Origin of the sequence: Mycobacterium sp. (assembly GCF_035274705.1) — a bacterium.
Taxonomy (GTDB): domain Bacteria; phylum Actinomycetota; class Actinomycetes; order Mycobacteriales; family Mycobacteriaceae; genus Mycobacterium.
The window spans coordinates 151,626-173,423 of the sequence record NZ_DATENY010000109.1 but is presented as its reverse complement, the minus strand read 5'-3'; the positions used below and the strand labels follow the sequence as shown (position 1 = coordinate 173,423).

At 66.0% G+C, this 21,798-nt stretch carries 18 protein-coding genes; 6 read left to right on the top strand and 12 right to left on the bottom strand.

Translation table 11 applies throughout. The annotated features are described in order from the left end of the window. Nucleotides 1-17: 17 nt before the first annotated feature. Both VJV41_RS23400 and VJV41_RS23395 read right to left on the bottom strand, forming a co-directional pair. The gene (locus VJV41_RS23400; protein WP_325337703.1) at nt 18-2,291 is read right to left on the bottom strand and encodes an EspA/EspE family type VII secretion system effector; all 2,274 of its coding nucleotides are present in this window, start codon (nt 2,289-2,291) and stop codon (nt 18-20) included. Nucleotides 2,292-2,347: 56 nt separating this feature from the next. Then, nucleotides 2,348-4,111: a hypothetical protein gene (locus VJV41_RS23395; RefSeq protein ID WP_325337701.1), complete on the bottom strand. Its 1,764-nt coding sequence runs from the start codon at nt 4,109-4,111 to the stop codon at nt 2,348-2,350. Between the two features lie 57 nt (nt 4,112-4,168). Here VJV41_RS23395 and VJV41_RS23390 point away from each other — a divergent pair, with 57 nt between their 5' ends. Further along, on the top strand, nt 4,169-5,113 hold the full coding sequence (locus VJV41_RS23390; RefSeq protein ID WP_325337699.1) for an NAD-dependent epimerase/dehydratase family protein: 945 nt from the start codon (nt 4,169-4,171) through the stop codon (nt 5,111-5,113). 64 nt (nt 5,114-5,177) lie between these two features. Here the strand turns inward: VJV41_RS23390 and VJV41_RS23385 are convergent, their stop codons facing one another. The 6 genes from VJV41_RS23385 to VJV41_RS23360 are packed head-to-tail and all read right to left on the bottom strand — an operon-like array spanning nt 5,178 to nt 13,044. Further along, nucleotides 5,178-5,519 carry a DUF2304 domain-containing protein gene (locus VJV41_RS23385; RefSeq protein WP_325337697.1) on the bottom strand — a complete coding sequence of 114 codons (342 nt, stop codon included), beginning with the start codon at nt 5,517-5,519 and terminating at the stop codon, nt 5,178-5,180. Further along, nucleotides 5,516-6,208, bottom strand: a complete 693-nt coding sequence (locus VJV41_RS23380; RefSeq protein ID WP_325337696.1) for a glycosyltransferase family 2 protein — start codon at nt 6,206-6,208, stop codon at nt 5,516-5,518. Before VJV41_RS23380 ends, VJV41_RS23385 begins: the two co-directional genes overlap by 4 nt. 24 nt (nt 6,209-6,232) lie before the next feature. Continuing rightward, nucleotides 6,233-7,477: a hypothetical protein gene (locus VJV41_RS23375; protein ID WP_325337694.1), complete on the bottom strand. Its 1,245-nt coding sequence runs from the start codon at nt 7,475-7,477 to the stop codon at nt 6,233-6,235. Next, a complete protein-coding gene (locus VJV41_RS23370; protein ID WP_325337692.1) occupies nt 7,474-8,820 on the bottom strand; it encodes a M1 family metallopeptidase in 1,347 nt (448 codons plus the stop codon). Before VJV41_RS23370 ends, VJV41_RS23375 begins: the two co-directional genes overlap by 4 nt. After that, entirely contained in the window at nt 8,817-12,740 is a 3,924-nt protein-coding gene (locus VJV41_RS23365) for a Pls/PosA family non-ribosomal peptide synthetase (protein ID WP_325337689.1), read from the bottom strand. Before VJV41_RS23365 ends, VJV41_RS23370 begins: the two co-directional genes overlap by 4 nt. A 13-nt stretch (nt 12,741-12,753) precedes the next feature. Further along, entirely contained in the window at nt 12,754-13,044 is a 291-nt protein-coding gene (locus VJV41_RS23360) for a hypothetical protein (protein ID WP_325337687.1), read from the bottom strand. Between the two features lie 202 nt (nt 13,045-13,246). Between VJV41_RS23360 and VJV41_RS23355 the strand changes: the two genes are divergently transcribed. Further along, nucleotides 13,247-14,242, top strand: coding sequence for a TerC family protein (locus VJV41_RS23355; protein WP_325337685.1), 996 nt, complete (start codon nt 13,247-13,249; stop codon nt 14,240-14,242). Nucleotides 14,243-14,255: 13 nt separating this feature from the next. Here VJV41_RS23355 and VJV41_RS23350 read toward each other — a convergent pair whose 3' ends face one another. The 4 genes from VJV41_RS23350 to VJV41_RS23335 form a co-directional block, all read right to left on the bottom strand. After that, a complete protein-coding gene (locus VJV41_RS23350; protein ID WP_325337684.1) occupies nt 14,256-15,407 on the bottom strand; it encodes a serine hydrolase domain-containing protein in 1,152 nt (383 codons plus the stop codon). 53 nt (nt 15,408-15,460) lie between these two features. Further along, nucleotides 15,461-16,480 carry an allantoicase gene (gene alc / locus VJV41_RS23345; RefSeq protein WP_325337682.1) on the bottom strand — a complete coding sequence of 340 codons (1,020 nt, stop codon included), beginning with the start codon at nt 16,478-16,480 and terminating at the stop codon, nt 15,461-15,463. 20 nt (nt 16,481-16,500) lie between these two features. Then, complete coding sequence (locus VJV41_RS23340) at nt 16,501-17,022, bottom strand: 2-oxo-4-hydroxy-4-carboxy-5-ureidoimidazoline decarboxylase (RefSeq protein ID WP_325337680.1); 522 nt, start codon at nt 17,020-17,022, stop codon at nt 16,501-16,503. Between the two features lie 188 nt (nt 17,023-17,210). Beyond that, the gene (locus tag VJV41_RS23335) at nt 17,211-17,699 is read right to left on the bottom strand and encodes an inorganic diphosphatase (RefSeq protein ID WP_325337750.1); all 489 of its coding nucleotides are present in this window, start codon (nt 17,697-17,699) and stop codon (nt 17,211-17,213) included. A gap of 102 nt (nt 17,700-17,801) precedes the next feature. On the opposite strand from VJV41_RS23335, the gene dacB reads away from it, so the two are divergent. The 4 genes from dacB to hpt are packed head-to-tail and all read left to right on the top strand — an operon-like array spanning nt 17,802 to nt 21,798. Beyond that, nucleotides 17,802-19,184 (top strand): D-alanyl-D-alanine carboxypeptidase/D-alanyl-D-alanine endopeptidase, encoded by a 1,383-nt coding sequence (dacB, locus tag VJV41_RS23330; protein WP_325337679.1) that lies wholly within the window; start codon nt 17,802-17,804, stop codon nt 19,182-19,184. Further along, nucleotides 19,181-20,230: a zinc-dependent metalloprotease gene (locus VJV41_RS23325; RefSeq protein WP_325337677.1), complete on the top strand. Its 1,050-nt coding sequence runs from the start codon at nt 19,181-19,183 to the stop codon at nt 20,228-20,230. Before dacB ends, VJV41_RS23325 begins: the two co-directional genes overlap by 4 nt. Beyond that, nucleotides 20,209-21,171: a tRNA lysidine(34) synthetase TilS gene (tilS, locus tag VJV41_RS23320; RefSeq protein WP_325337675.1), complete on the top strand. Its 963-nt coding sequence runs from the start codon at nt 20,209-20,211 to the stop codon at nt 21,169-21,171. Before VJV41_RS23325 ends, tilS begins: the two co-directional genes overlap by 22 nt. A gap of 12 nt (nt 21,172-21,183) precedes the next feature. Then, nucleotides 21,184-21,798, top strand: coding sequence for a hypoxanthine phosphoribosyltransferase (hpt, locus tag VJV41_RS23315; protein WP_325337673.1), 615 nt, complete (start codon nt 21,184-21,186; stop codon nt 21,796-21,798).

Here is a 21,798-nt window from a genome sequence, read left to right as displayed (position 1 = left end):
GGTTACCCTCGCACGCATCACTTGCCAGCGCCGTCGGTGTAGTAGCCCCGGAAATTGTCTCCTACATTGCCGTAGCCGTGGTGTTGGAGGAAGTTCTGCAGTCCAGTTGAATACTCGCGCATTTCGGCTCTCGAGATTTGATCGGGCGGCTTGAGGTGGCCATCGGCGTTAAAGAACTGTGCTGGTATGTCGGGATCGCCGGGTCTGATATCGAGCGCCGTAGCCACTTGATAGGACGTCGTGTTGATGGCTTGCTGGGGGGAGTAAACGGGGACATTCGGTTGTGCGGTCCCGGCTTCGGGGGTCACACCGAGGATTCCGGTCTCAATCGTGTCTCGCGTCAAATCGAACCCGGGCACGTGAGAGCTTCCCGGAAGATTGCCGAATAGGTAGTCCAATCCGGCCTTCTTGATGTTGTAGATAGCTTGGTCGGATTCCTGTCCTTGCAAGCCACGTGCGTGTGCCTCTTGTTCGGCTCCCCCGTTGATTGCTCCAAGTAGATATCCTGCACTTCGCAGATCGCCTCTGCCAGTGTCCGCGGGTGGGACGCCGGTGGTATGTCCTGCCATATCCGCAAATGCCTGCTGATGCCCGAGGATCCGCTGCTCTGCGGCGGCGTTGAACGCCTTCGCTGCTCCGGGGTCGGAGTCGATAACCGCAAAGACGTTGCGGGCGGCGTTGAGATCACCGCTTCCTGGGTCGCCCATCAGCTCGAAGCCCTTTGTACCCGTCATGTCACCGACTAGCGCGTCCTGATATGGCTCGAGCGCAATCGCATCTGCCGAGATCAGTTCCGGGTTGAGGTTCGCGACATTCGGGGTCGCACCGAGGGGCGACCCTGGCGGGTGCAGATACTTGTCGTGGTTGGCGTCCAGGTTTTCAGCCAATGCATGTGCGGCCGCACCCGCTCGTGTTGCGACCTCCTCGTTCGAAGAATGCGCATCGTCGGCTATCCAATCAAGCAGCGTATGTGTGCTTTGGCGATTCTCCGTTGCGGTGGGCGTGTCGGCCCACACATGCGTGTGCAGATCCGTCAGGAACTGCTGTCCGGTCTTAGCGTCAGTCATTTCGGCAGTCACCGACGAGTGGTCTCGCCCAGCGCTGTCGAAGACATCTCCTAGCGCGTTGTCCCGCGCCTCGGCGTACTGGTCGTAGTTGCCCAGACCGAGCGAATCGTATAGACCGGGTTTCGTTGGGTCATGGAGTGTGTCTCGTGACCAGTCCAGCATCCCGCGATCGAGTTCCGTTCCCTGCTGAAGGTTCTCATTCCCATCGTGGACGATGCCCGCGATGGTGGAGACATCGTGTGCGTTTTCTGTCCGCGCTGACAACGGATCCAGTTTCGCGCCAATAGAATTCAACCCGTCCCGGTTGAGGGCGTGCTGAACGCTTTCCGGCAGCATCGTCTTGCCGCCGGAAAGCACCTGCGAGGGATTGTCCAGCGCGCCGACTTTCGTGTCGGTCTTCGGGACCTGGACGTTGGGGTTGCTCATCAGCTGCCAGGAATCAGCGATGATGTGTTTCTGATCGCCGAGGCGCTGTTCGGCCGTCTTCAATGCGTCGATAGACATCCCATGCTGCTGTGCCTGCATTTGACTGAGGTACGAGCCTTGCTCGGCATTCAACTGCTGGCCCGGTTTGATACCGCCGAGGACCTGCTCAACCCTTCTCGCAGCCTCCTGATCGCCGGCGAGTGCGGCCTTGACGTCCTTTTCGGCCTGCCGACGCTTCGCCTCGGCGTCTTGGTCGTCACTCTTCCCATCGGGCCCGACCAACTGCGGCCCGTCCTTGAACTTCTGACCGTTGCCCAGCGCTTCGAATTCTCCGCGCAGGCCGCCCATCTGACCGGCGATCTTGTTGAGATCTCCGTTGGACTGCTGCACAACCTGCTGCAGCTGCGTCAGCCCCTTCTGCACGATCGCCAGCCGCATCTGGTCACCGGCTTTGCCTTCAGGAACACCCGCCGCGGCGTCCATCACCCATTTCCGTACCGCGTCGAGGTTCTGGCGCCCGGCGGCGACCACCTCAGCCGACTGGTTCACATGGGCAGCCAGCCGCTGGTCCAACCCGGCAAGCTTGCCGAGAACCTGACCATGTTCGGTGTTGGCCGCGCCATAGGCGTTTGCTGCACCACCGGACCACTTCGAACCTGGGGCCGCGGTCTGCACTGTCGACTGCAGCTGGTTGAACGTCGCACTCTTGTCGTACTGATCGCCCGTCTGCGGACTGCCCTCACCGAATGTCTGCCGCGCATTCGACCACGTCGTCAAGAACCCATCGACCACGCTCACCCGCGCCACCCGCTAGCCCGCCGCAGAATCATTTGCTCATTATCTCCCGGCTCCAACTACCTCGGCGCCACAAATCCGACCGGCCCCGACGCGATGCACACCGACAGCGCTGCCGTGTTCGCCCGCACATTGATCGCGTCACCCGCACCCGGCAGCCGTACAAAGACCCGATTGAGTCCCGGCCTCACCGGCACCCTCACCTCTTTGCCCTCCGACAGCGACATCGTCATCGAGCCGTCACTGTTGGCGAGGTAGTTGATCTCCACCGTCCAATCCGACGGCAGCAGTGGCCCGTCCAGCGGCATCTTCACCGGAAAGTCCGGCTGGACGAGATAGCCACACTGCGGCGACGGGCCCGGAACGATCGTCCGCACCCACGTGACTTTTGCATCCACCAGCCGCCCGCTCACATCCAGCATGCGCAAATTGGTTGTCGCCGAGGCGAACTCCGGACGGTCAGGAAGCAACGCGAACATATGGCTCGCCAAGTTCTCCGGCGACGCCACCCGCTGCAGCACCAGCGGGTCCACCTCCTGGTCCAACATCGGCGCATCGGACGCGGCGTGCGCTGCGGCCAACCCTGCCTGCGCATTCTGCAGATACGGTTGCGCCGGGTTGTCGCGCCAACTCCTCAAAAACGTCGCCGTGGAGTACAGGCTGCTCGCAACGAAAAAGATCAAGCAGCAGGCCAATACGGCCGTTCGACGCCGCGACGCGTCCAGCCACGTCGACCCTGAACGGTTCGGCGCACACAACCCCACGGCCGCGAGCAACGCCAACACCACGACAAGATCCGGCAGATACCGCAACGTCTGCGCCAATTCCAAAGCGGTGAACCGCGACGACCGCATCAGATAGATCGGTATCTGGCACGCGATCGCATAACCGACCGCCGTCAGCCACACCACACCGATGCGCTCCTTGCGCACGACCGACACAGCGACCACCGCCGCCAGCGCCACCCATCCCAGCATCATCACCACTACCGGCGGCGTCGCCCACGGCGATGCCGGTGCCCACCGCTGCCAATCCCACGGCCCCCCAACCAGACCCGGCACGATGCCGTGAGTCACCGAGCGGCTCAACAAGTCCCACGTCATCGCCACATCGAAGCTCCACCGCTTCTGGTCGACGACGACCAGATACACACCGATCCACGCTGCCGTCACCGCCAGCGACGCCACCCACAAGCGAAGGCCTCGCCGCCACACTCCGAGCACCGAACCCGAACCGGTGACATGGGCATACAGCGCCGCGATCGTGAACGCCACAAACGGTATGACCGCCGCCTTCTCGAAGAACAGCAATCCGCCGACGTACACCAGCAGGCCCGTCACCGCGTATCTCTGGTTGCCCGTGCGCACCAGCATGATCGCGTCTCCGCACACCCAGGCCAGCGCGGCCAGCATCGGCAGCGAGTTCAGCGCCGCCGCCCACCACGCAAACCCCGGCACACCGAGCGGAGTGAACAAGGCGAATGTCAGCGGCACCAGCAACACCGGCCGCCACCCGAGAATCACGTGCAGCGCACGCAACAGCGCCAGCGACGCCAGCAGCTGCAGCACGACGAGGCTGATTGCCGGCCCGATCCAATTCAGCGGCGCGATCCGTGTGATGCCACCCGCCATCAGGAATGCGCCCGGCATGACGTGACCGTCGTGGTCGTCGAACAGATACGCCGGCGACAGCAGGCCCTGCGTGCCTGCGCGGCCGGTGAGGATCAGGTCGTCCCAATAGAAATAGCCGCGAAATGCCAGCACTGCCCGGATCACCAGCTGGACCGCGACCAGCGCGGCAGCAGTGCGGGCGACCCAGTTCATCTCGCGTCGAGCCTACGGACCAAGGTGGTCCATAGCGGCCGTCGGTATGGTGAGCCGATGCGCACACTGGTGACGGGGGCGGCCGGTTTCATCGGATCAACGCTGGTAGATCGGCTACTCGCCGACGGCCATGGCGTCGTCGGCGTCGACGACCTCAGCTCGGGCCGCAGCGAAAATCTGGGCCCGGCCGAGCGGCACGCCGACTTCGAGTTCGTCAAGGCCGACATCGTCGACGCCGACCTCATCGGCTTGCTTGCCGACACCCGCCCCGAGGTCATTTTCCACCTGGCCGCCCAGATCTCCGTCCGCCACTCGGTAGACGATCCGCCGTTCGATGCGACCATCAACGTTGTGGGTACCGTGCGCCTCGCCGAGGCGGCCCGTCGCGCCGGTGTCCGCAAGGTCGTCCACACCTCGTCCGGCGGATCCATCTACGGCACGCCCCCGACGTACCCGACGAACGAAGACGTGCCCACCGATCCGACATCGCCCTACGCGGCCAGCAAGGTGGCCGGCGAGATCTACCTGAACACCTTCCGCAACCTGTACGGCCTGGAGTGCTCGCACATCGCTCCGGCCAACGTGTACGGACCCCGTCAGGACCCGCACGGCGAGGCCGGCGTGGTGGCGATCTTCGCGCAGGCGCTGCTCGCCGGTCGGCCCACCAAGATCTTCGGCGACGGCACCGACACCCGCGACTACGTCTTCGTCGACGATCTCGTCGACGCTTTCGTCAGGGCATCGGGTGAGGCCGGGGGAGGGCAGCGTTTCAACATCGGCACCGGAGTGGAAACATCTGTGCGCCAACTACATTCGGCTATTGCTTCTGCTGTCGGAGCACCCGATGAGCCGGAGTTCTACCCGCCCCGCCTCGGCGACCTGCGCCGGTCCTGTCTCGACATCAGCAGGGCCGAGAAGATCCTGGGGTGGCGGCCGCATGTGAAGCTCGACGACGGTGTCGCGCGTACGGTCGATTTCTTCCGGTCCCAAGAAAGATTGTGAGCACGCACCGACGAAAGCTGCTGGCCACTTTGCAAGACGTGCTCACGGCGCTGCTTGGCGGAGGTTAACGATCCTCGGGCACCCGCGCGGTCTGCAACGCCACCGCGCGGGCCAGCCGCGCATACTTCAGCTCGAGGTCTTTGAACCGCATGTACGCCGACAGTGTCGTGAACACGAACGCGACAATCAATAGGTAGAGCATCAGGTCCGTACCGCGGTCCACGCCAACCCAATTCGCGACGACGGTGGTGTCGTTCGGGCGCAAAATCGCATAGATGCCCGCGATCACGAACAGCACATAGCCCACCTTCACCCAGGCCTTCGACCGCGCGCTTCGGCGTGAACGCAGCAGATACACCAGCAGCGCCAGCACCGAACCGATCAGCAGCGCCTGGATCCAGTTCATCGGGACATCCTTCCTCGCAACCAGCCGTCGAAGAGGATGTTCACGCCGTTCAGAAGCGGCTGTCCCTTCGACATCGAGTAGTCCGTGTAAAGAATCTCGACCGGCTCTTCGGTTACCCGCCAATGGTTTTCGTACGCCAGCGAGATGAACTCATCGGCGTGGCTCATGCCGCTCATCGTGAGGTTCAATGCGTCGGCCACCTTCTTGTCGAAGACGCGAAGGCCGTTGTGCGCGTCGGTCAGACCCAGCTTGCGACTCCGTCTGCTCAGCGTGGCCGCACTTCGCAGGACAAGCCGCTTGAGGAACGGCGTGTGGCTCACCACGCCGGGGTCGGCGAACCGAGTGCCGATCACAAGATCGACGTCCTCGGTCGACAGCCGGTCGATCATCCGGACGACGTCTTTGACCCGGTGCTGACCGTCGGCGTCGAAGGTCGCGAACACGGCAGCGCCGGGTTGCCTGCGGGCGTACTCGACGCCGGTCTGGATGGCCGCGCCCTGGCCGAGGTTGACGGGATGGCGCACGACATGGGCGCCGGCCTGTAGCGCTTGGTCGCCGGTGTCGTCGCGGCTGCCGTCGTCCACGCACACCACGTGATCGAAAACAGAGCGAACGTCTGTGATGACGTCGCCAATAACGCTCGCCTCGTTGAAGGCCGGGATGACGATCCAAACATCGTGGTAACGCATATCGATGCACCACAAACTACACGTTCAGGGGGCAGGCATCCGAGCCAGCGCGCCCAGGTGCACCGCCATCCCCACCACCGGACCGCATAGCAGTGCGACCACCGTACGGGTCTGCAAGTCGAGCGGGAGTAGCAACAACAGCGCCGACGCGACTGTCCCCGAGACCCAGCCCACCGAGTAGGCGCGGTGCAGCGCCGCTGCCACCGCCGCGGCGCCCGTCAGCGTCAACAGTGCGATCGCGATGGCTCCCGCAGTCAGCCAGGCCAGCAAGGCCCCGTCCGCGCGATATTCGCTGCCGAATCCCTCCCGCAGCAGCCAGGGCCCGAACACGCCGGCCAGCAGCACACCCACCAGACCCAGGCCGGTCACCACCGCCGCCGGCGCGGCCAGCGCCCGCAGCCGCTCCGTGCGTTGGTCCACGAAGTGGGCGATCAAATTGCCCTGCATCGCCGTCAGCGGCACCAGCAGCGGCGCGCGGGTCAGCGTCACGGCCAGAATCACCACGCCGCCCGTCGCGCCCAGATCACCCGAGGTCGCTTTGAGCAGCACTGGAAAGCCCATCACCAGGATCGCGCTGGCACCCGCGGCGGCGATCGAATGCGCCGCCCCGCGCAGGAACGTCATCGTGCCGCCCGGGGTTAGCAGTCGAGCGGCCGACCGGGTCGCAGACGACGCCAGAAGCATGATCAGCCAAGCAATCGAACCCGCGACGGTCGCCCACAGATATCCGACCAAACCCCAGCTGACGACGAACGCCACGGCCGCCACGACAACCCGCATCACGGCATCGGTCACCATCAGCGACCCGTACGCGGTCCACTGGTTCACCCCGGCCAGCATGCCCAGCAGCGTGGCGTGCAGGCAGAAACCGGTGAGCCCGACGCACAGCAGCGCGACGCTCAACCATTGCGACTCCACGAAAACGTGTGCCGACCAGAGTGGCGAGCTCGCGGCGATCACCGCCGCGGCTACAACACCAACCATCGCCGCTACCCGCATCGGATGCGTGCGCGGACCCTCCACCACCTCGGTGTAGCGCGCCGAGCGCACCTCCCGGGTGGCCTCCTGCAGCAGACCGAACGCGGCCCCGGTGACCAGACCGAACGCCCCCCAGAACACGCCGAACACAGAAAAGCCCGCCGGCTCGAGATCGCGGGCGGCCAGGTACAGAACCGTGTATCCGCACAACGCGGACAACACGGTTGCCGTGCCGACGCGGGCCACGCTGGCGCGTGTGATCGGGCCGGTCGGTGTCGGCGCGTCGGTCACGGCGGCGGTTCCAAAGCGGGCACAGCCGTCGAATACAGCCACGCATCCCACAGCGGGCGCAGCGACTCGTGGGCGAAGTTTGCGGCCACACCGGTGAAGTCGTCGGTGACGGCGGTGCCATGCCGATAGCGCGCCGTCCAATCCCGCAGCAGCGCAAAGAAATTCTCGTCGCCGATACGCCTTCGCAGCGTGTGAAGAGTCAGCGCACCCCGCTTGTACACACGATCATCGAACATGTCGCGTGGACCGGGGTCGGCCAGCAGCAGATCCTGCGGCGAATCGACCAGCCGCTGGTGATAGTGCCGTGCCCATTCGTCGGTGCTTCGCCCGCCGGAATCCTCCGACCACAACCACTCGGCGTAACAGGCGAATCCTTCGTGCAACCAGATGTGCCGCCATCGTTTTGCGGTCACCGAGTTGCCGAACCACTGATGGGCCAGCTCGTGGGCGATCAGCCGCTCGGCGCTGCGCTGGCCGTCGCAGTGGTTGGCGCCGAAGATCGAAATGCCCTGCGCCTCAAGCGGTATCTCCAGGTCGTCGTCGGTGACCACGACGGTGTATCCGGTGGACAGCGGATACGGCCCGAACAGCTTGACGAACAACTTCATCATCTGCGGCTGTCGGCCGAAGTCCCGCTCGAAGTTGCCGCGCAGGTGGTCCGGCAGCACGGCATGCATCTGCACGCCGTTCTTGGCCATTCGCTGTCTGCCGTACATCCCGATCTGCAGCGTCACCAGATACGTCGACGTCGGCTCGGCCTGCTCGTACGTCCATGTGGTCATACCCGCTCGGTTTCGGCGTGAGAGCAACTCACCGTTGGCAAGCGCGAAATACGGGCTCTCCGTGCTGATCTCAATACGGAAGCTGGCTTTGGCGCTGGGATGGTCGTCGCAGGGAAACCACGAGGCCGCTCCATTGGGCTGGCCGGCGACCAGCACCCCATTGGACAGCTCCTCGAAACCGACCTCGCCCCAATAGGAATCGATCGGCCGCGGGGTGCCGCCATAGCGGACCACGATCGTCATCGCCGCCCCGGCAGGCAGCGCTTCCGGCAACGCGATATGCAGCTTGTTCGACGATGAGCGGAACTGCGCGGGACGCCGGCCATTCACCGACACTTTCGTCACAGTCAGCGCATCCGATAGATCCAGGGTGAAGGTGCGCAACGCGGCGAGTGTCACCGCCGTGATCGTGGCCTGCCCGGACAGCCGGTTGATCGCCACCTTGTATTCGAGGTCGAGATCGTATCGCGATACCCGGTAGCCGAAGTTGCCGTTGGCTGGCAGGTATGGGTCGATGACGGGTGGTGCGGCCTTCTTGGCAGCCTTCTTGCTCCTCGTCACGCGGCGCTTTCTGCGGCCTTCTTGGGCGCGTCGCCGCGCTTCTTGCGGAACAGGTTCCACGGCGCGATGGGATTGCCCTGCCAGCGCGTCGACGGCGGTACCTCGTCGCCGCGCATGACGAGCGAGGCGGGGCCAACGGTGGCGCCCGCGCCGATTATCGCGGCGGGCAGCGCGACACAATGCGTGCCCAACGTCGAACCCTCTTCCAGCACAACGGTGTCCATCCGCATGATTCGGTCGTGGAACAAGTGCGTCTGCACCACACAGCCACGGTTGACGGTGGCGCCCTTCTCCAGGGTGACCAGGTCAGCCTCTGGCAGCCAGTACGTCTCGCACCAAACCCCACGACCGATCGTCGCGCCCAGCGCCCGCAGCCACAGGTTCATCACTACAGTGCCGCTCGCTGCACGCGCGAACCACGGCGCCGCAACCGACTCGACGAACGTGTCCGATACCTCGTTGCGCCAGACGAACGGCGACCACAGCGGATGTTCGATCGCGCTGATACGTCCTACGAGAAGCCATTTCGCGATCACCGCGATTCCGCCCGCAACTGCCCCGGCGGCTAGCAGCAGCACGCCGCTGCCCACCGCGGCCCATGCCCAGCCGAATTCGACCGCCAGCCACTGCACGGCCAAAAGCACAGTCACACCGATTGCGAACGTGACGATCATCGGGACCAACCGGCAGGTTTCCACCAACGCGCGCAGGACCTTCAGCCGCACAGACGGATGGAAGGTGCGCAGCACGTCGGCCGCGGTCGGCTTGCGGCGCAACCGAACCGGCGGGCTGCCCAACCAGGATGAGCCGGCCTTGGCCTTGTGCGGCGTCGCGGACAGGACTGCGACCAGTCCGTCGTCGGGAACACGCCGCCCCGGCTGAGTGATGCCCGAGTTCCCCAGGAACGCGCGTTTGCCGATCGTCGCCTTTGCGACGTGGATCCAGCCGCCGCCCAATTCATAGGACGCCACCATAGTGTCGTCGGCCAGGAACGCCCCGTCTTCGATGACGGTGAACTTCGGTATCAGCAGCGCCGTCGAAATCTCGGTACCGCGACCGACTTTCGCGCCGAGCACGCGCAGCCACCATGGCGTCAACAGGCTTGCGTAGATCGGGAACAGGTAGTTACGCGCCGCATCCATGAGTCGCTCTGTCGCCCACAGCTGCCACCCGACGCGGCTGCGCACCGGGTGATAGCCCTCGGGCATCCACCACGACAGCACCCGGACTCCGACGACCGTCAATACCGCATAGGTGATCACCGCGGCCAGCGTCGCCGCGGGCGTCCACACCGCGGCGGGCGCAATCGCATCGGTCAGCGACGCTGCATGGCGTGCGCCCCAGCCAATTACGGCCAGGCCGACGCCCAGTGCCAGCAACGGCAATCCGGCCAACAGTATCGACGTCACACCGTAGACCGCGACCCACAGCGGCGCCCGCCGCGGCCGGTGGTCGGGCCAGGGGTGACGGGCCTTGCCGGACTTCACGGCCGGTGAGCCCTTCCAGTACTGGCCGTTCTTGACCTTGCCGACGACACCCGAGCCGGGCGCGACGTCAGCGTTCTTGCCGACGACCGCACCGGGCAACAGTGTGGTGCGGGCCCCGATGGTGGCGTCGTTGCCAACGGTGATCCGGCCGACGTGGAAGTGGTCGCCGTCGATCCAGTGGCCGGACAGGTCGACCTCGGGTTCGATGGAACAGCGGTGACCGAGCGTGAGCATTCCGGTCACGGGCGGGGCGGAGTGCAGGTCGACGCCCTTACCGACCTTGTTACCCAGCATGCGGGCGTAGTAGACCAGCCACGGCGCCCCGGCCAGGTTCTCGGCGCCGCTGGCGTCCGCGAGCCGCTCGGCGACCCACACCCGCAGATGGACTGGTCCGCCGCGGCGGTAGGTGCCGGGCTCGAGACCACCCAGCAGAACTCGCGCGCCGAACGCGGCGATGGACATGCGGCCCAGCGGGGTGATGAACAGCACGAAGCTGACGGCGATCCACCACCAATTGACCGTCACCAGCCAGGGCATCGGATGTAGTTGGGCGACAACGTTGTTGACGAGCGCCAGCCAGACCACCCACTGCAACCCGGTCAGCGTGGCCAGCGGCAGCGACAGCACCACCTGGGCGGCCTGCGTCAGCCGTGGGGTGGGCTTGACGACGCGGGGTGTCGCTGCGGGCGGAGGGTTGAGTTCGTCCAGGTAGCCTGCCAGCGATCCGAGTCTTGGGTGGTCGTAGAGGTCGGCGACGGTCACCTGCGGATAGCGCTGCCGGATGGCCGCAATCAACTGGGCCGCGGACAGCGACCCGCCGCCGAGTGCATGGAAGTCTGCCTCTGGTCCGTCGATCGGCGCGGCGAGCACGTCGCGCCACAGTCCGGCCAACCAGCCCATGGTGCCGCCGAGATCGGGTTCCTCGGCTTCATCCGTTCCGGGCGGACCGCCCGCGGTCGGCCAGGGCAACGCGTCGCGGTCGACTTTCCCGGAGGTGCGCGTCGGCAACTCATCGAGGAGCACCAGCCGCGGAACCAGCGCGGCCGGCAACGATTCGGCTAGCGTCGCGCGCGCCTTGGCCAGATCGAAGGACGGATCAGCGCTGGCGATATAGCCGACCAGCAGTGGGGTGCCGCTCGCGGTCCGCCGCACGGCCGCCGCGCCGCCGCTCACGCCGGGCAGGTGAACCAGCGCCGCATCCACCTCGCCGAGCTCGATGCGACGCCCGCCGACCTTGACCTGGTCGTCGGCCCGGCCGACGAAGTACAGCCCGTCGTGTTCCAGCCGCACAAGGTCACCGCTGCGGTAGGCGCGCGCCCAGCCGAGCGTCGGCATCGGCGCGTACTTCTCGGCGTCCTTATCCGGATCGAGGTAGCGCGCCAGACCCACCCCGCCGATGACGAGTTGACCGACCTCGCCGGCGGCCACGGGGGCGCTGTTTTTGTCCACCACTGCCAGATCCCAGCCGGCCAGCGGTAGCCCGATGCTCACCGGCGCGGAGCCGCTGAGCCGGGCCGCGCACGCGACGACGGTCGCCTCGGTCGGGCCGTAGGTGTTCCACACCTCGCGGCCGTCGACAGCCAGGCGTTCGGCGAGCTCCGGCGGGCAGGCCTCGCCGCCGAAGATCAACAGCCGCACCGCCTCCAGTGCTTCGGCAGGCCACAGCGCAGCCAGCGTCGGCACCGTCGACACCACGGTGATGTCGCGCGAGACCAGCCACGGCCCGAGGTCCATGCCGCTGCGCACCAGCGAGCGCGGCGCAGGAACCAGACATGCCCCGTGCCGCCAGGCCAGCCACATCTCTTCACACGACGCGTCGAATGCCACCGACAGGCCGGCCAGCACCCGGTCGCCCGGACCAATCGGATTGTCCTGCAAGAACATCCGCGCTTCCGCATCGACGAACGCCGCTGCGCTGTGATGCGTGACGGCGACACCCTTCGGGGTTCCGGTGGAGCCGGAGGTGAAGATGATCCACGCGTCGTCGCGGCCCAGCGGCGCGGTGGCGCGCCACCCGCGCGATGAGCCGGGCCCGCGCACCAGGCCCTGCTCGGTGATGATCGCCACCACGTCCGCCTCGGTGAACACGAGCTCGGCGCGTTCCTCGGGGTCGTCGGCGTCCACCGGTACGTAGGCAGCACCCGTCGCCAGCGTCGAGAGAACCGCGACGTACAGCGCGTAACTGCCCGACGGCATCCTGATGCCGATGCGGTCGCCGCGGCCGATGCCGCGTGCCGCGAGCCACTCGACGCTCTCCTCGATGTCGGAGATCAGCTCCGCGTAGGTGAGCTGGACGTCGCCGTCGTCGATGGCTGGCGCGTCGGGGTAGCGTGCGGCGGCCTCGTAGAGAATGTCGATGAGCGTGCGCGCCTCGGGAGCACTCGACGACAGCAGGTACTGGGCAGGCACCGCCGATAGATAATCCCCTGACACGACTACAAACGTACTAAGTCATTCGTGCGGCACGTCGGCGCCGCACGCGGTGGGCGATCACAATTGCGACAACGATCACTAGTGCGCCGACGACATACCACTTGTACCGCTCGAACTCGTCGTAGATCTCGACGAGGTGCTCGCCGGCTCCGGCGAACACCGCCGCGGCGATGAGCATGATCTCTCCGGGCACCGGCACGCCGAAGTCCTCGAGGAACAGCATCCCCGCGACGCCCAGGTAGCCGTAGTGCTCGAGCATCGGCTGCACCTCCCCGAAGATGCCGGGCAACTGGGTGTCGGACATGCCGGTAACCGTAGGCGGGTGCGGCCCCGATTCGTGCGAGGCACAATCACCTGGCAGAATGGGCAGCGGAGGGGAGTATTCCTTCGCCGCGGTGTCGTCACCACGTCGGCCGTCATCGGACGACCGGTACCGCGGGCCGACCACGGATCTCCGTGGCGGTGGAAGAGACCTCCGGCGTTGATCAACGGCCGGAGGCTTCCATATGCACGTAACCCAACTCGAGTGGATCATCACGCTCGCCGTGACAATCGGTGTGCTGCTGTTCGACGTGGTGGTCATCGGGCGCCGACCCCACGAACCGTCACGACGTGAAACCGGAACGGCGCTGACGATCTACATCGGGCTGGCGATCGCGTTCGGGTTGTGGACCTGGTTCTTCCACGGCGGGCAATACGGGCTGGAGTTCTTCGCCGGCTGGCTCACCGAATACAGCTTGTCGGTCGACAACCTGTTCATCTTCCTGATCATCATGGCCAGCTTCAACGTGCCCAAGAAGTATCAGCAGCAGGCGCTGCTCGTCGGTATCATTCTCGCGCTGATCTTCCGAGGCGTATTCATCGCGTTGGGAGCGGTGGCCATTCAGCAATTCTCCTGGGTGTTCTACATTTTCGGCGCGTTCCTGCTCTACACCGCCATCAACCTGGTACGCGACACCGATCACGATGACGACGCGGACAACCTGGTTGTGCGCTTCGCGCGCAGGCACCTGAGCCTGACCGACAAGTGGGCCGGCCTGCGGCTGTGGATCAAGGACAACGGCAAGCGGCTGATGACGCCGATGTTCCTTGTCGTCGTGGCGCTGGGCACCACCGATTTGATCTTCGCGCTGGACTCGATTCCGGCCATCTACGGCCTGACTCAGCAGCCATACCTGGTGTTCACCGCCAACGTATTCGCGCTAATGGGCCTGCGGCAGCTGTACTTCCTGCTCGGCGACTTGCTCAAGCGTCTGGTGTATCTGTCGCAGGGGCTGGCGATCATCCTGGCGTTCATCGGGGTGAAGCTGGTCCTGCACGCCTTGCACGAGAACGAGCTGCCGTTCATCAACGGCGGTGAACACGTGCCGGTGCCCGAGATCCCGACGCTGCTTTCGCTTGGCGTGATCGTGGTGACATTGATCATCACCACCGCGGCGAGCCTGTACAAAACACGGGCGAACGAGCGACGCGAACAGTCAGAAGCGCTGGATTCGCGCTGAGGGTGAGCGTCGCTTAGGTGAGCGCTTCGTAGATCAGCTTCGCGTAGCGGTTGGTGCGCTCGGACCCGAATAGTCCGGCGCCCATCTTGTTCATGACGTAGGCCACCGTGGTGCGGCGGTCGGGGTTCATCACGATCATCGAGCCGCCGAAACCGCCCCAGAAGCAAATCCGCTCATCGGGCAAGTACGGGAACGTGTCGCGCTCCGATAGCCCGAATCCGACGCCCCACCGCAGTGGCGCGGCGAGCACCAGATCAATGCCATGGGACTGCTCTTTGAAGATCAGGTCGATGGTGGCGGGGCTGAGCAGCTGCACACCATTGGCCTTGCCGCCCAACGAGATCGGAGACAACGCTCGGGCCAGCGAGCGCGCATTTCCATGCCCGTTCGCCGCGCCGATTTCGGCACGCCGCCATGGCGTGCTGTTGGCCAGCGCAGCCAAATCGGCGTCCGTCACCGGTGCGCTGAACGTCTTGAACATCGGGCTGTCCGGGGTGAGCAGTTCGAGTGGCAGCTCCAGTGGTGGTGGCGGAAGAAGTTCGGCGATGCGGGCATCGTCCTCGGGGCGCGCGCCGATCTGGAAGTCCGCTCCGAGCGGTTCGGCGATCTCTTGGCGGACAAACTCTTTCAGCGATGTGCCGGTGATCCGACGCACCATCTCGCCGACCAGGTAGCCGAAGTTGAGCATGTGATAACCCGACGCTGTGCCCGGTGGCCACCACGGGGCCTGCGTGGCGAGTTGCGTCGTGGCCTTCTCCCAGTCGTAGAGGTCCTCGACCGTGAACGGCGGCTCCCACCCGGAGACTCCCGACGTGTGGGACAACACATGTCGGACCTCGATGTCCTGCTTGCCGTTCGCGCCGAACTCGGGCCAGTACTTGGCCACGGGAGCGTATGGGTCGAGCTGGTCGCGATCGATCAGGATCAACGCGGCCAGCGCGGTCACGGTCTTGGTGGAGGACCAGACGTTCACGATGGTGTTTTCGTCCCATGGGGTCGTGCGCGCCGCGTCGGCATGACCGCCCCAGATGTCGACGACGGGCTCGCCGTCGATATCGATGGCGATGGCCGCGCCCACCTCCTCGCCGTCGGTGATCGCCTGCGCGAAGGCTTCGGCGACCTCGTCGAATCGGGTGTCCCAGTGGCCGTGCACGACTTCGTTCATCGGCACATCATGCGCTGAGCCTTGGACGCCGATGGGTGAAACAGCGGAGGAGACTAACCGCTTGCTTCCCAGGCGTCCTTGACCCGCCGCAGCCCGTCGGGCGTCAGCTTGCCGAACAACCGCAGCCGCGCCATGCCGCCGTCGGGATAGATGTCCAGGCGCGCCTCGGTCACCGGCCGCTGTTCGCCGAGCAGGAACCGGTGCCTTGTATCGGGCTGTAGGTCGGTCCGGGACAGCAGCTCGAACCACTCGCCATCGCCGTTGCGGCCGCTCAACCGCGCGGAGCCGGGAGCATTGCCGATGAAGTACGAGGTGTCCAGCTCCGCCGCGGCCAGCACGCCTTGGCTCGCCAAATGTACTTGCACCCAATCGTTTCCGGTGTCACGCCGACGCGATGTCTCCCAGCCTTCGCCCATCGTGCGCGCCGCGCCGGGAAGCAACAGGTTGTTCGGCGAGCTGTAGAACATATTGGAGCAAGCGGTTATTCGCCCCCCGTTCGCCAATGCCGCCAAGTCCAGCGGAAGGTCGGCGAACCGCGGGTCGAGCAGTCCCTCGCCGTGTACCCGCAATCGTGCCACCCCACCGTCGGGGTAGATCGACAACCGCAGATGCGTCCACCGCTTAGAAGAGTTGACATTGAACGGGTTTCGGGTGTCCCCATTGACGTCGCCACGTTCGACGATCGTCGTCCACTGCGTCTTGTCGACCAGCTCCTCGACCGACGGATAGCCGTCCACAGACGCTGCCTCGACCGAGATCTGCGGCGGATAGTTTCCGGTGAACCACGCGGTGTCGACCACCACTCCGCGAACGACGCCCGGCACACCTAGCCGCACGATGGCCGCGTCATACGCATCAGCATCGGCACCTCGGCGGCGGCGCGTCTCCCAGCCGTCGTACACCTGCCCCTTGTGGCCGAAGGTGGCCGGCCGGTATTCGGCCGCACCGGGTTTGAGGAGGTTTTCCTTCTCGGCGAACAAGTCGTCGTTGGCCCACACCACCGCGCCGCCCGCAGGGCGGGCCGCGAGATCGGGCAGAGACAGGAAATGCGAATGCGCGGTCGGGCTGTTCACTCAGCCGAGCCTAAGCCCGATCACCAGTTGTCGTAGCCGCCCTCGGGACCCAGCATGCGCTCGAGACGGGTGCGGTTGATGCGGGCCAGCTCGTTGCGAACCACCTTGCGCTCGGTCTCGAAGTCGTTGAGCAACCGGTCGGTGATCGTCGCGAGAACATCCTGGGCGCAATAACCGTTGACGTACATCACGAAGCCGAAGCCAAAGCGCTCCAGGTACTTCTTCGACACCGCGCCGAGCTGGTCCATCACCTCCGAGCGCTCATCCCACACCGCGCACTGCTCGGCCTGCGACTTCTCGCTGCCCGGCCGTCGGCCCACGTCGGGGTAGGCCTGAAGGATCGAGTCGATCGAGTCTTCGGAGAGCCCGAACAACAGCGTGTCAGCCTGCCGGAACAACGCATTGTGGTTGGAATACGGGCGGCCGCGGGCCAGATCGGCGGCCAGGGGCACGCTGTAGCAACACTCGTACACCGCATGCACCGCCCGGCGCATCGGCATGGCGTTGAACGCCTCGAGGCCGATCCCCTGGTGCAGCAACACACCGCAATGATCGGAAATACAAGCCACGCCTGCGTTACGCCGTGTTACGGCCGCGCTAATTCATGTAGCGCGGCACACCTCTGGAGTGACTCCTGACTCACAGACCCACGTTCTGCAGAGGTGCACTCGAACTTCGTCTGCGAAACGTTGGTTCTGGTGACAGGTGAGGCAACGCCGGCGCGCTGCCCTCAGTGACTGTCGGTCTTGAACCGCTCCAGCGAACGCAGCACCTCTGCCTCGGCCTTGTCGCGGCCCACCCAGTCGGCGGCCTTGACGAACTTGTTGGGCTCGAGGTCTTTGTAGTGCACGAAGAAGTGCTTGACCTCTTCGAGAATCTGCTCGGGTACGTCGGCGAGGTCCTGGATGTGGTCCCAGCGCTTGTCGCCGGCGGGCACGCACAGCACCTTGTCGTCGCCGCCGGCCTCGTCTTCCATCTGGAACATGCCGACCGGACGCGCGTCGACCAGGCAACCCGGGAACAGCGGCTCGGTCAGCAGCACAAGCGCGTCCAGCGGGTCGCCGTCTTCGCCGAGCGTGTTCTCGATGAACCCGTAGTCGCTGGGGTATCCCATCGAGGTGTACAGGTAGCGGTCGAGCTTCACCCGGCCGGTGTCGTGGTCCACCTCGTATTTGTTGCGTGAACCCTTCGGAATCTCGATGACTACCTCGAACTGCACCGCCGCGGCTCCTTGCCCTGTGCTGAAGGTCTTGGGGACGGGGCTCACCATAGTGGAGCGATACGCTGCTGTAAGGGGGGCGGTCGATTGAGCAGGAGTGTTATGCGGCCCACTCGGTGGCGGCGATCCACGCATCTCGTGGTCGGGGTGGCGGTGCTTCTGCTGGTTGCTGCCGTCGTCGTGGTCGCTGCGCTGCTCACCACAAGCAACTCCACCAGCGGCGCGGAGGCGGTCAAGCCGGCACCGCCCGCTGCGACCGCCCAGCCCGGGATCGTGGCGCTCGCCGACTCCGCGACCAAACCGACGCCCGACCGGCTGGCCGCGACGCTCGCCCCGCTCGTTGCGGACCCGAACCTCGGCAACCTGACCGGGCGGATCACCGATGCGATGACCGGCGCCCAGTTGTGGGTGCAGGGCGCCGACACCCCGATGCAGCCGGCGTCGACCAACAAGGTGCTGACCGCCGCCGCGGCGCTGCTGACCCTCGATCGCGACGCCCGCCTGACCACTCGGGTGCTCACCACCGGTCAGCCTGGCGTGGTTGTGCTCAAGGGCGGCGGAGACCCGACGCTGTCGGCGGCTCCGCCGGGTCAGCAGACGTGGTACCGAGACGCCGCGCGGATCAGCGACCTGGCCGATCAGGTCCGCCGCAGCGGCGTCAACGTCACCACCGTGCAGGTGGACGTCAGCGACTACAGCGGCCCGACCATGGCGCCGGGCTGGGACCCGGTCGACGTCGACGGCGGCGACATCGCCCCGATGGAAGCGGTGATGCTCGACGGCGGGCGCACCCAGCCGGTGAGCGTCGACTCGGCGCGGTCCAGGACGCCCGCGCTGGACGCGGGCCGAGCGCTGGCCATCGCGCTGAAGGTCAACCCCGCCACGGTCGGTGTCCTGCCGACGGGAGTACGCGACGGCAAGGAGATCGCGACTGTGCAGTCGCCGCCGTTGATCGAGCGGCTGCGGGAGATGATGAACGCCTCCGACAACGTGATGGCCGAGTCGACCGGCCGTGAAGTCGCCGAGGCGACCAACCGTCCGCAGAGTTTCGACGGGGCGGCGCAGGCGGTTCTCGGACAGCTCGACAAAGCGAAGATCGACACCGGCGGCGCACACCTGCTGGATTCCAGCGGACTTTCGGTGGATGACCGGCTGACCGCTGAAACGCTCGATGGTGTGGTGAACGCCGCGGCAGGCAACGACCAACCGCGTCTGCGGGCGCTTTTGGATCTGCTGCCGATCGCCGGTGGCAGCGGCACGCTGTCCAACCGCTACCTCGACACCGATGCGGGCCGCGCGGCCGCCGGTTACCTACGGGCCAAGACCGGTTCGCTGACCGCAATCAACGCGCTTGCCGGAATCGTCACCGACGCCAGCGGGCGGGTGTTGACGTTCGCGTTCATCTCCAACAACGCCGGGCCGACGGGCCGCACGGCCATCGACGCGCTGGCCGCCACACTGCGCTCCTGCGGGTGCAGCACATGAGCCCATCGTCGAGCTTGACGGTCGGGCGGGCCGTCGATTGGCAGTTCGCGGCTGACGTCGGCGCCAAGCTGGCCCGGCCCGGTCCTGCGGCCACCGACTACACCCGCCGCCAGGTCATCGAACAATTGGCGCAAGCATCGCGCAGTGCGGAGCTGCCCGTGCGCGAGGTCACCGGCCTGAACGAAGGCGGCGAGATTCCCGAGGCTCACATCGTCGACCGCGTCGAATGGATCCGCGCCGCAACGAAATCCATGCGGATCATGACGGGCGGCGAGAAAGACGGCGAGAAGCCGCGCCTTATCACCGGCCGTATCACCGGTGCGCAGACGGGAGCGGTGCTGGCGTTCATTTCGTCGGGCATCCTCGGCCAATACGACCCATTCGGGCCCAACGGCGGTGAACTGCTGCTCGTCTACCCGAATGTGATCGCCGTCGAGCGCCAATTGCGGGTGTTGCCACACGATTTCCGGTTGTGGGTGTGTCTGCACGAGGTCACGCACCGAGTGCAGTTCCGCGCCAACCCCTGGCTGGCCGACCATATGTCGCAGTCGCTGGCCGTCCTCACCGAGGACGCCGGTGAGGACGTCGGTCAGGTGGTGGGCCGGCTTGCGGAGCACGTCCGCAGTCGCAATGACCCTGAGCCGGAAGCGAATTCGAGCGGAATCATCGGCCTTCTGCGTGCGGTGCAGTCCGAGCCGCAACGGCGGGCGCTGGATCAGCTGCTGGTCTTGGGCACCCTGCTGGAAGGCCATGCCGATCATGTGATGGATGCCGTCGGCCCCGCGGTCGTGCCATCGGTGACGACGATCCGCCGCCGGTTCGACGAGCGGCGCCAGCGCAAGCAGCCGCCGCTGCAACGCGTGGTGCGGGCGCTTTTGGGATTCGATGCCAAGCTGAGCCAGTACACCCGGGGCAAGGCGTTCGTCGACCATGTGGTGTCCCGTGTCGGAATGGCCCGGTTCAACGCGGTGTGGTCGAGCCCCGAAACTTTACCGCTCCCAACCGAAGTCGACGAGCCGCAGCGATGGATCGATCGGGTCCTCTAGCCACACTGCAGGCGGTCGTCGCCAAGTTCGCGCGCGAATACGCAGACGGGGACAAGCGCTGGTGCGTCGGGCTGTCCGGCGGCGCGGACTCGCTGGCGCTGGCCGCCGTAGCGGCATCGGTGAAGCCCACCACCGCGCTGATCGTGGACCATCGCCTGCAGCCCGACTCCAACCGAGTGGCTCTGACTGCACGTGATCAGGCCCTAGCGTTGGGATGTGTTGACGCCCGTGTGCTTTGCGTCGACGTCGGCGCGGCCGGCGGTCCGGAGGCGGCGGCCCGGACCGCCCGGTACCAAGCTTTGGATGCGGCCCGCGGTGATGCTCCGGTTCTGCTGGCTCACACGCTCGACGACCAGGCCGAGACCGTGCTGTTGGGATTGGGCCGCGGATCGGGGGCTCGCTCGATCGCGGGGATGCGCCCGTGTGACCCGCCGTGGTACCGCCCACTGCTGGGCGTCCGCCGCGCGGTCACGCACGCCGCATGCACCGAGCTCGGTGTGACGCCGTGGCAGGACCCGCACAATGTCGATCGCCGGTTCACCCGCACCCGGCTGCGTACCGAGGTGCTGCCGCTGCTGGAGGAGGTGCTCGGGGGTGGGGTCGCCGAGGCGCTGGCCCGGACGGCGACGGCGTTGCGAGAGGACACCGAGACACTCGACGAGCTGGCGCGGCACGCGCTCGCCGACGTCGGGAGCGGTGACGGGTTGGACACCGCTGGGCTGGCCGCCCTTCCGGAGGCAGTCCGGCGCAGGGTGATTCGCGGGTGGCTGCTGGCCGGTGGCGCCTGCAACCTGACTGACAAGCAGATCCGCGGGGTGGACAGCCTGGTCACGGCGTGGCGCGGCCAGGGCGGGGTGGCCGTCGGGTCGCCGTTGCGCAGCCAACGGCTGATCGCCGGCAGGCGCGACGGAATGCTCACGTTGCACACCGAACCGGTGTGAGAGGGCGTCGCGTTGGTCGTCGGCGTGATCACATGGCACGCTGTGGTCGTGCCTGAGCAACCCGCCGAGCTCTATCCGGGCGACATCAAGTCGGTGTTGCTCTCGTCGGATCAGATTCAGGGCCGCATCGCGCAGCTCGGCGCCGAGGTCGGCGAGGAATACCGGAAGGCGATCGGCGAGCAGGACCTCTTGCTGGTCACCGTGCTCAAGGGTGCGGTTATGTTCGTCACCGATCTGGCCCGTGCGATTCCGCTGCCCACGCAGCTGGAGTTCATGGCGGTCAGCTCCTACGGTTCGTCGACGTCGTCGTCGGGTGTGGTGCGCATCCTCAAGGACCTCGACCGCGACATCAGCGATCGCGACGTGCTGATCGTCGAGGACATCGTCGACTCCGGGTTGACGCTGTCCTGGCTGCTGCGCAACCTCGCGTCGCGCGGCCCGCGATCGCTGCGGGTATGCGCCCTGCTGCGCAAACCCGACGCGGTGCGCGCCGATGTCGACATCGAATACGTGGGTTTCGACATTCCCAACGAGTTCGTCGTGGGCTACGGCCTGGACTATGCCGAGCGCTACCGCGACCTGCCCTACATCGGCACGCTCGACCCCAAGGTGTACGAGGAGCTGTAA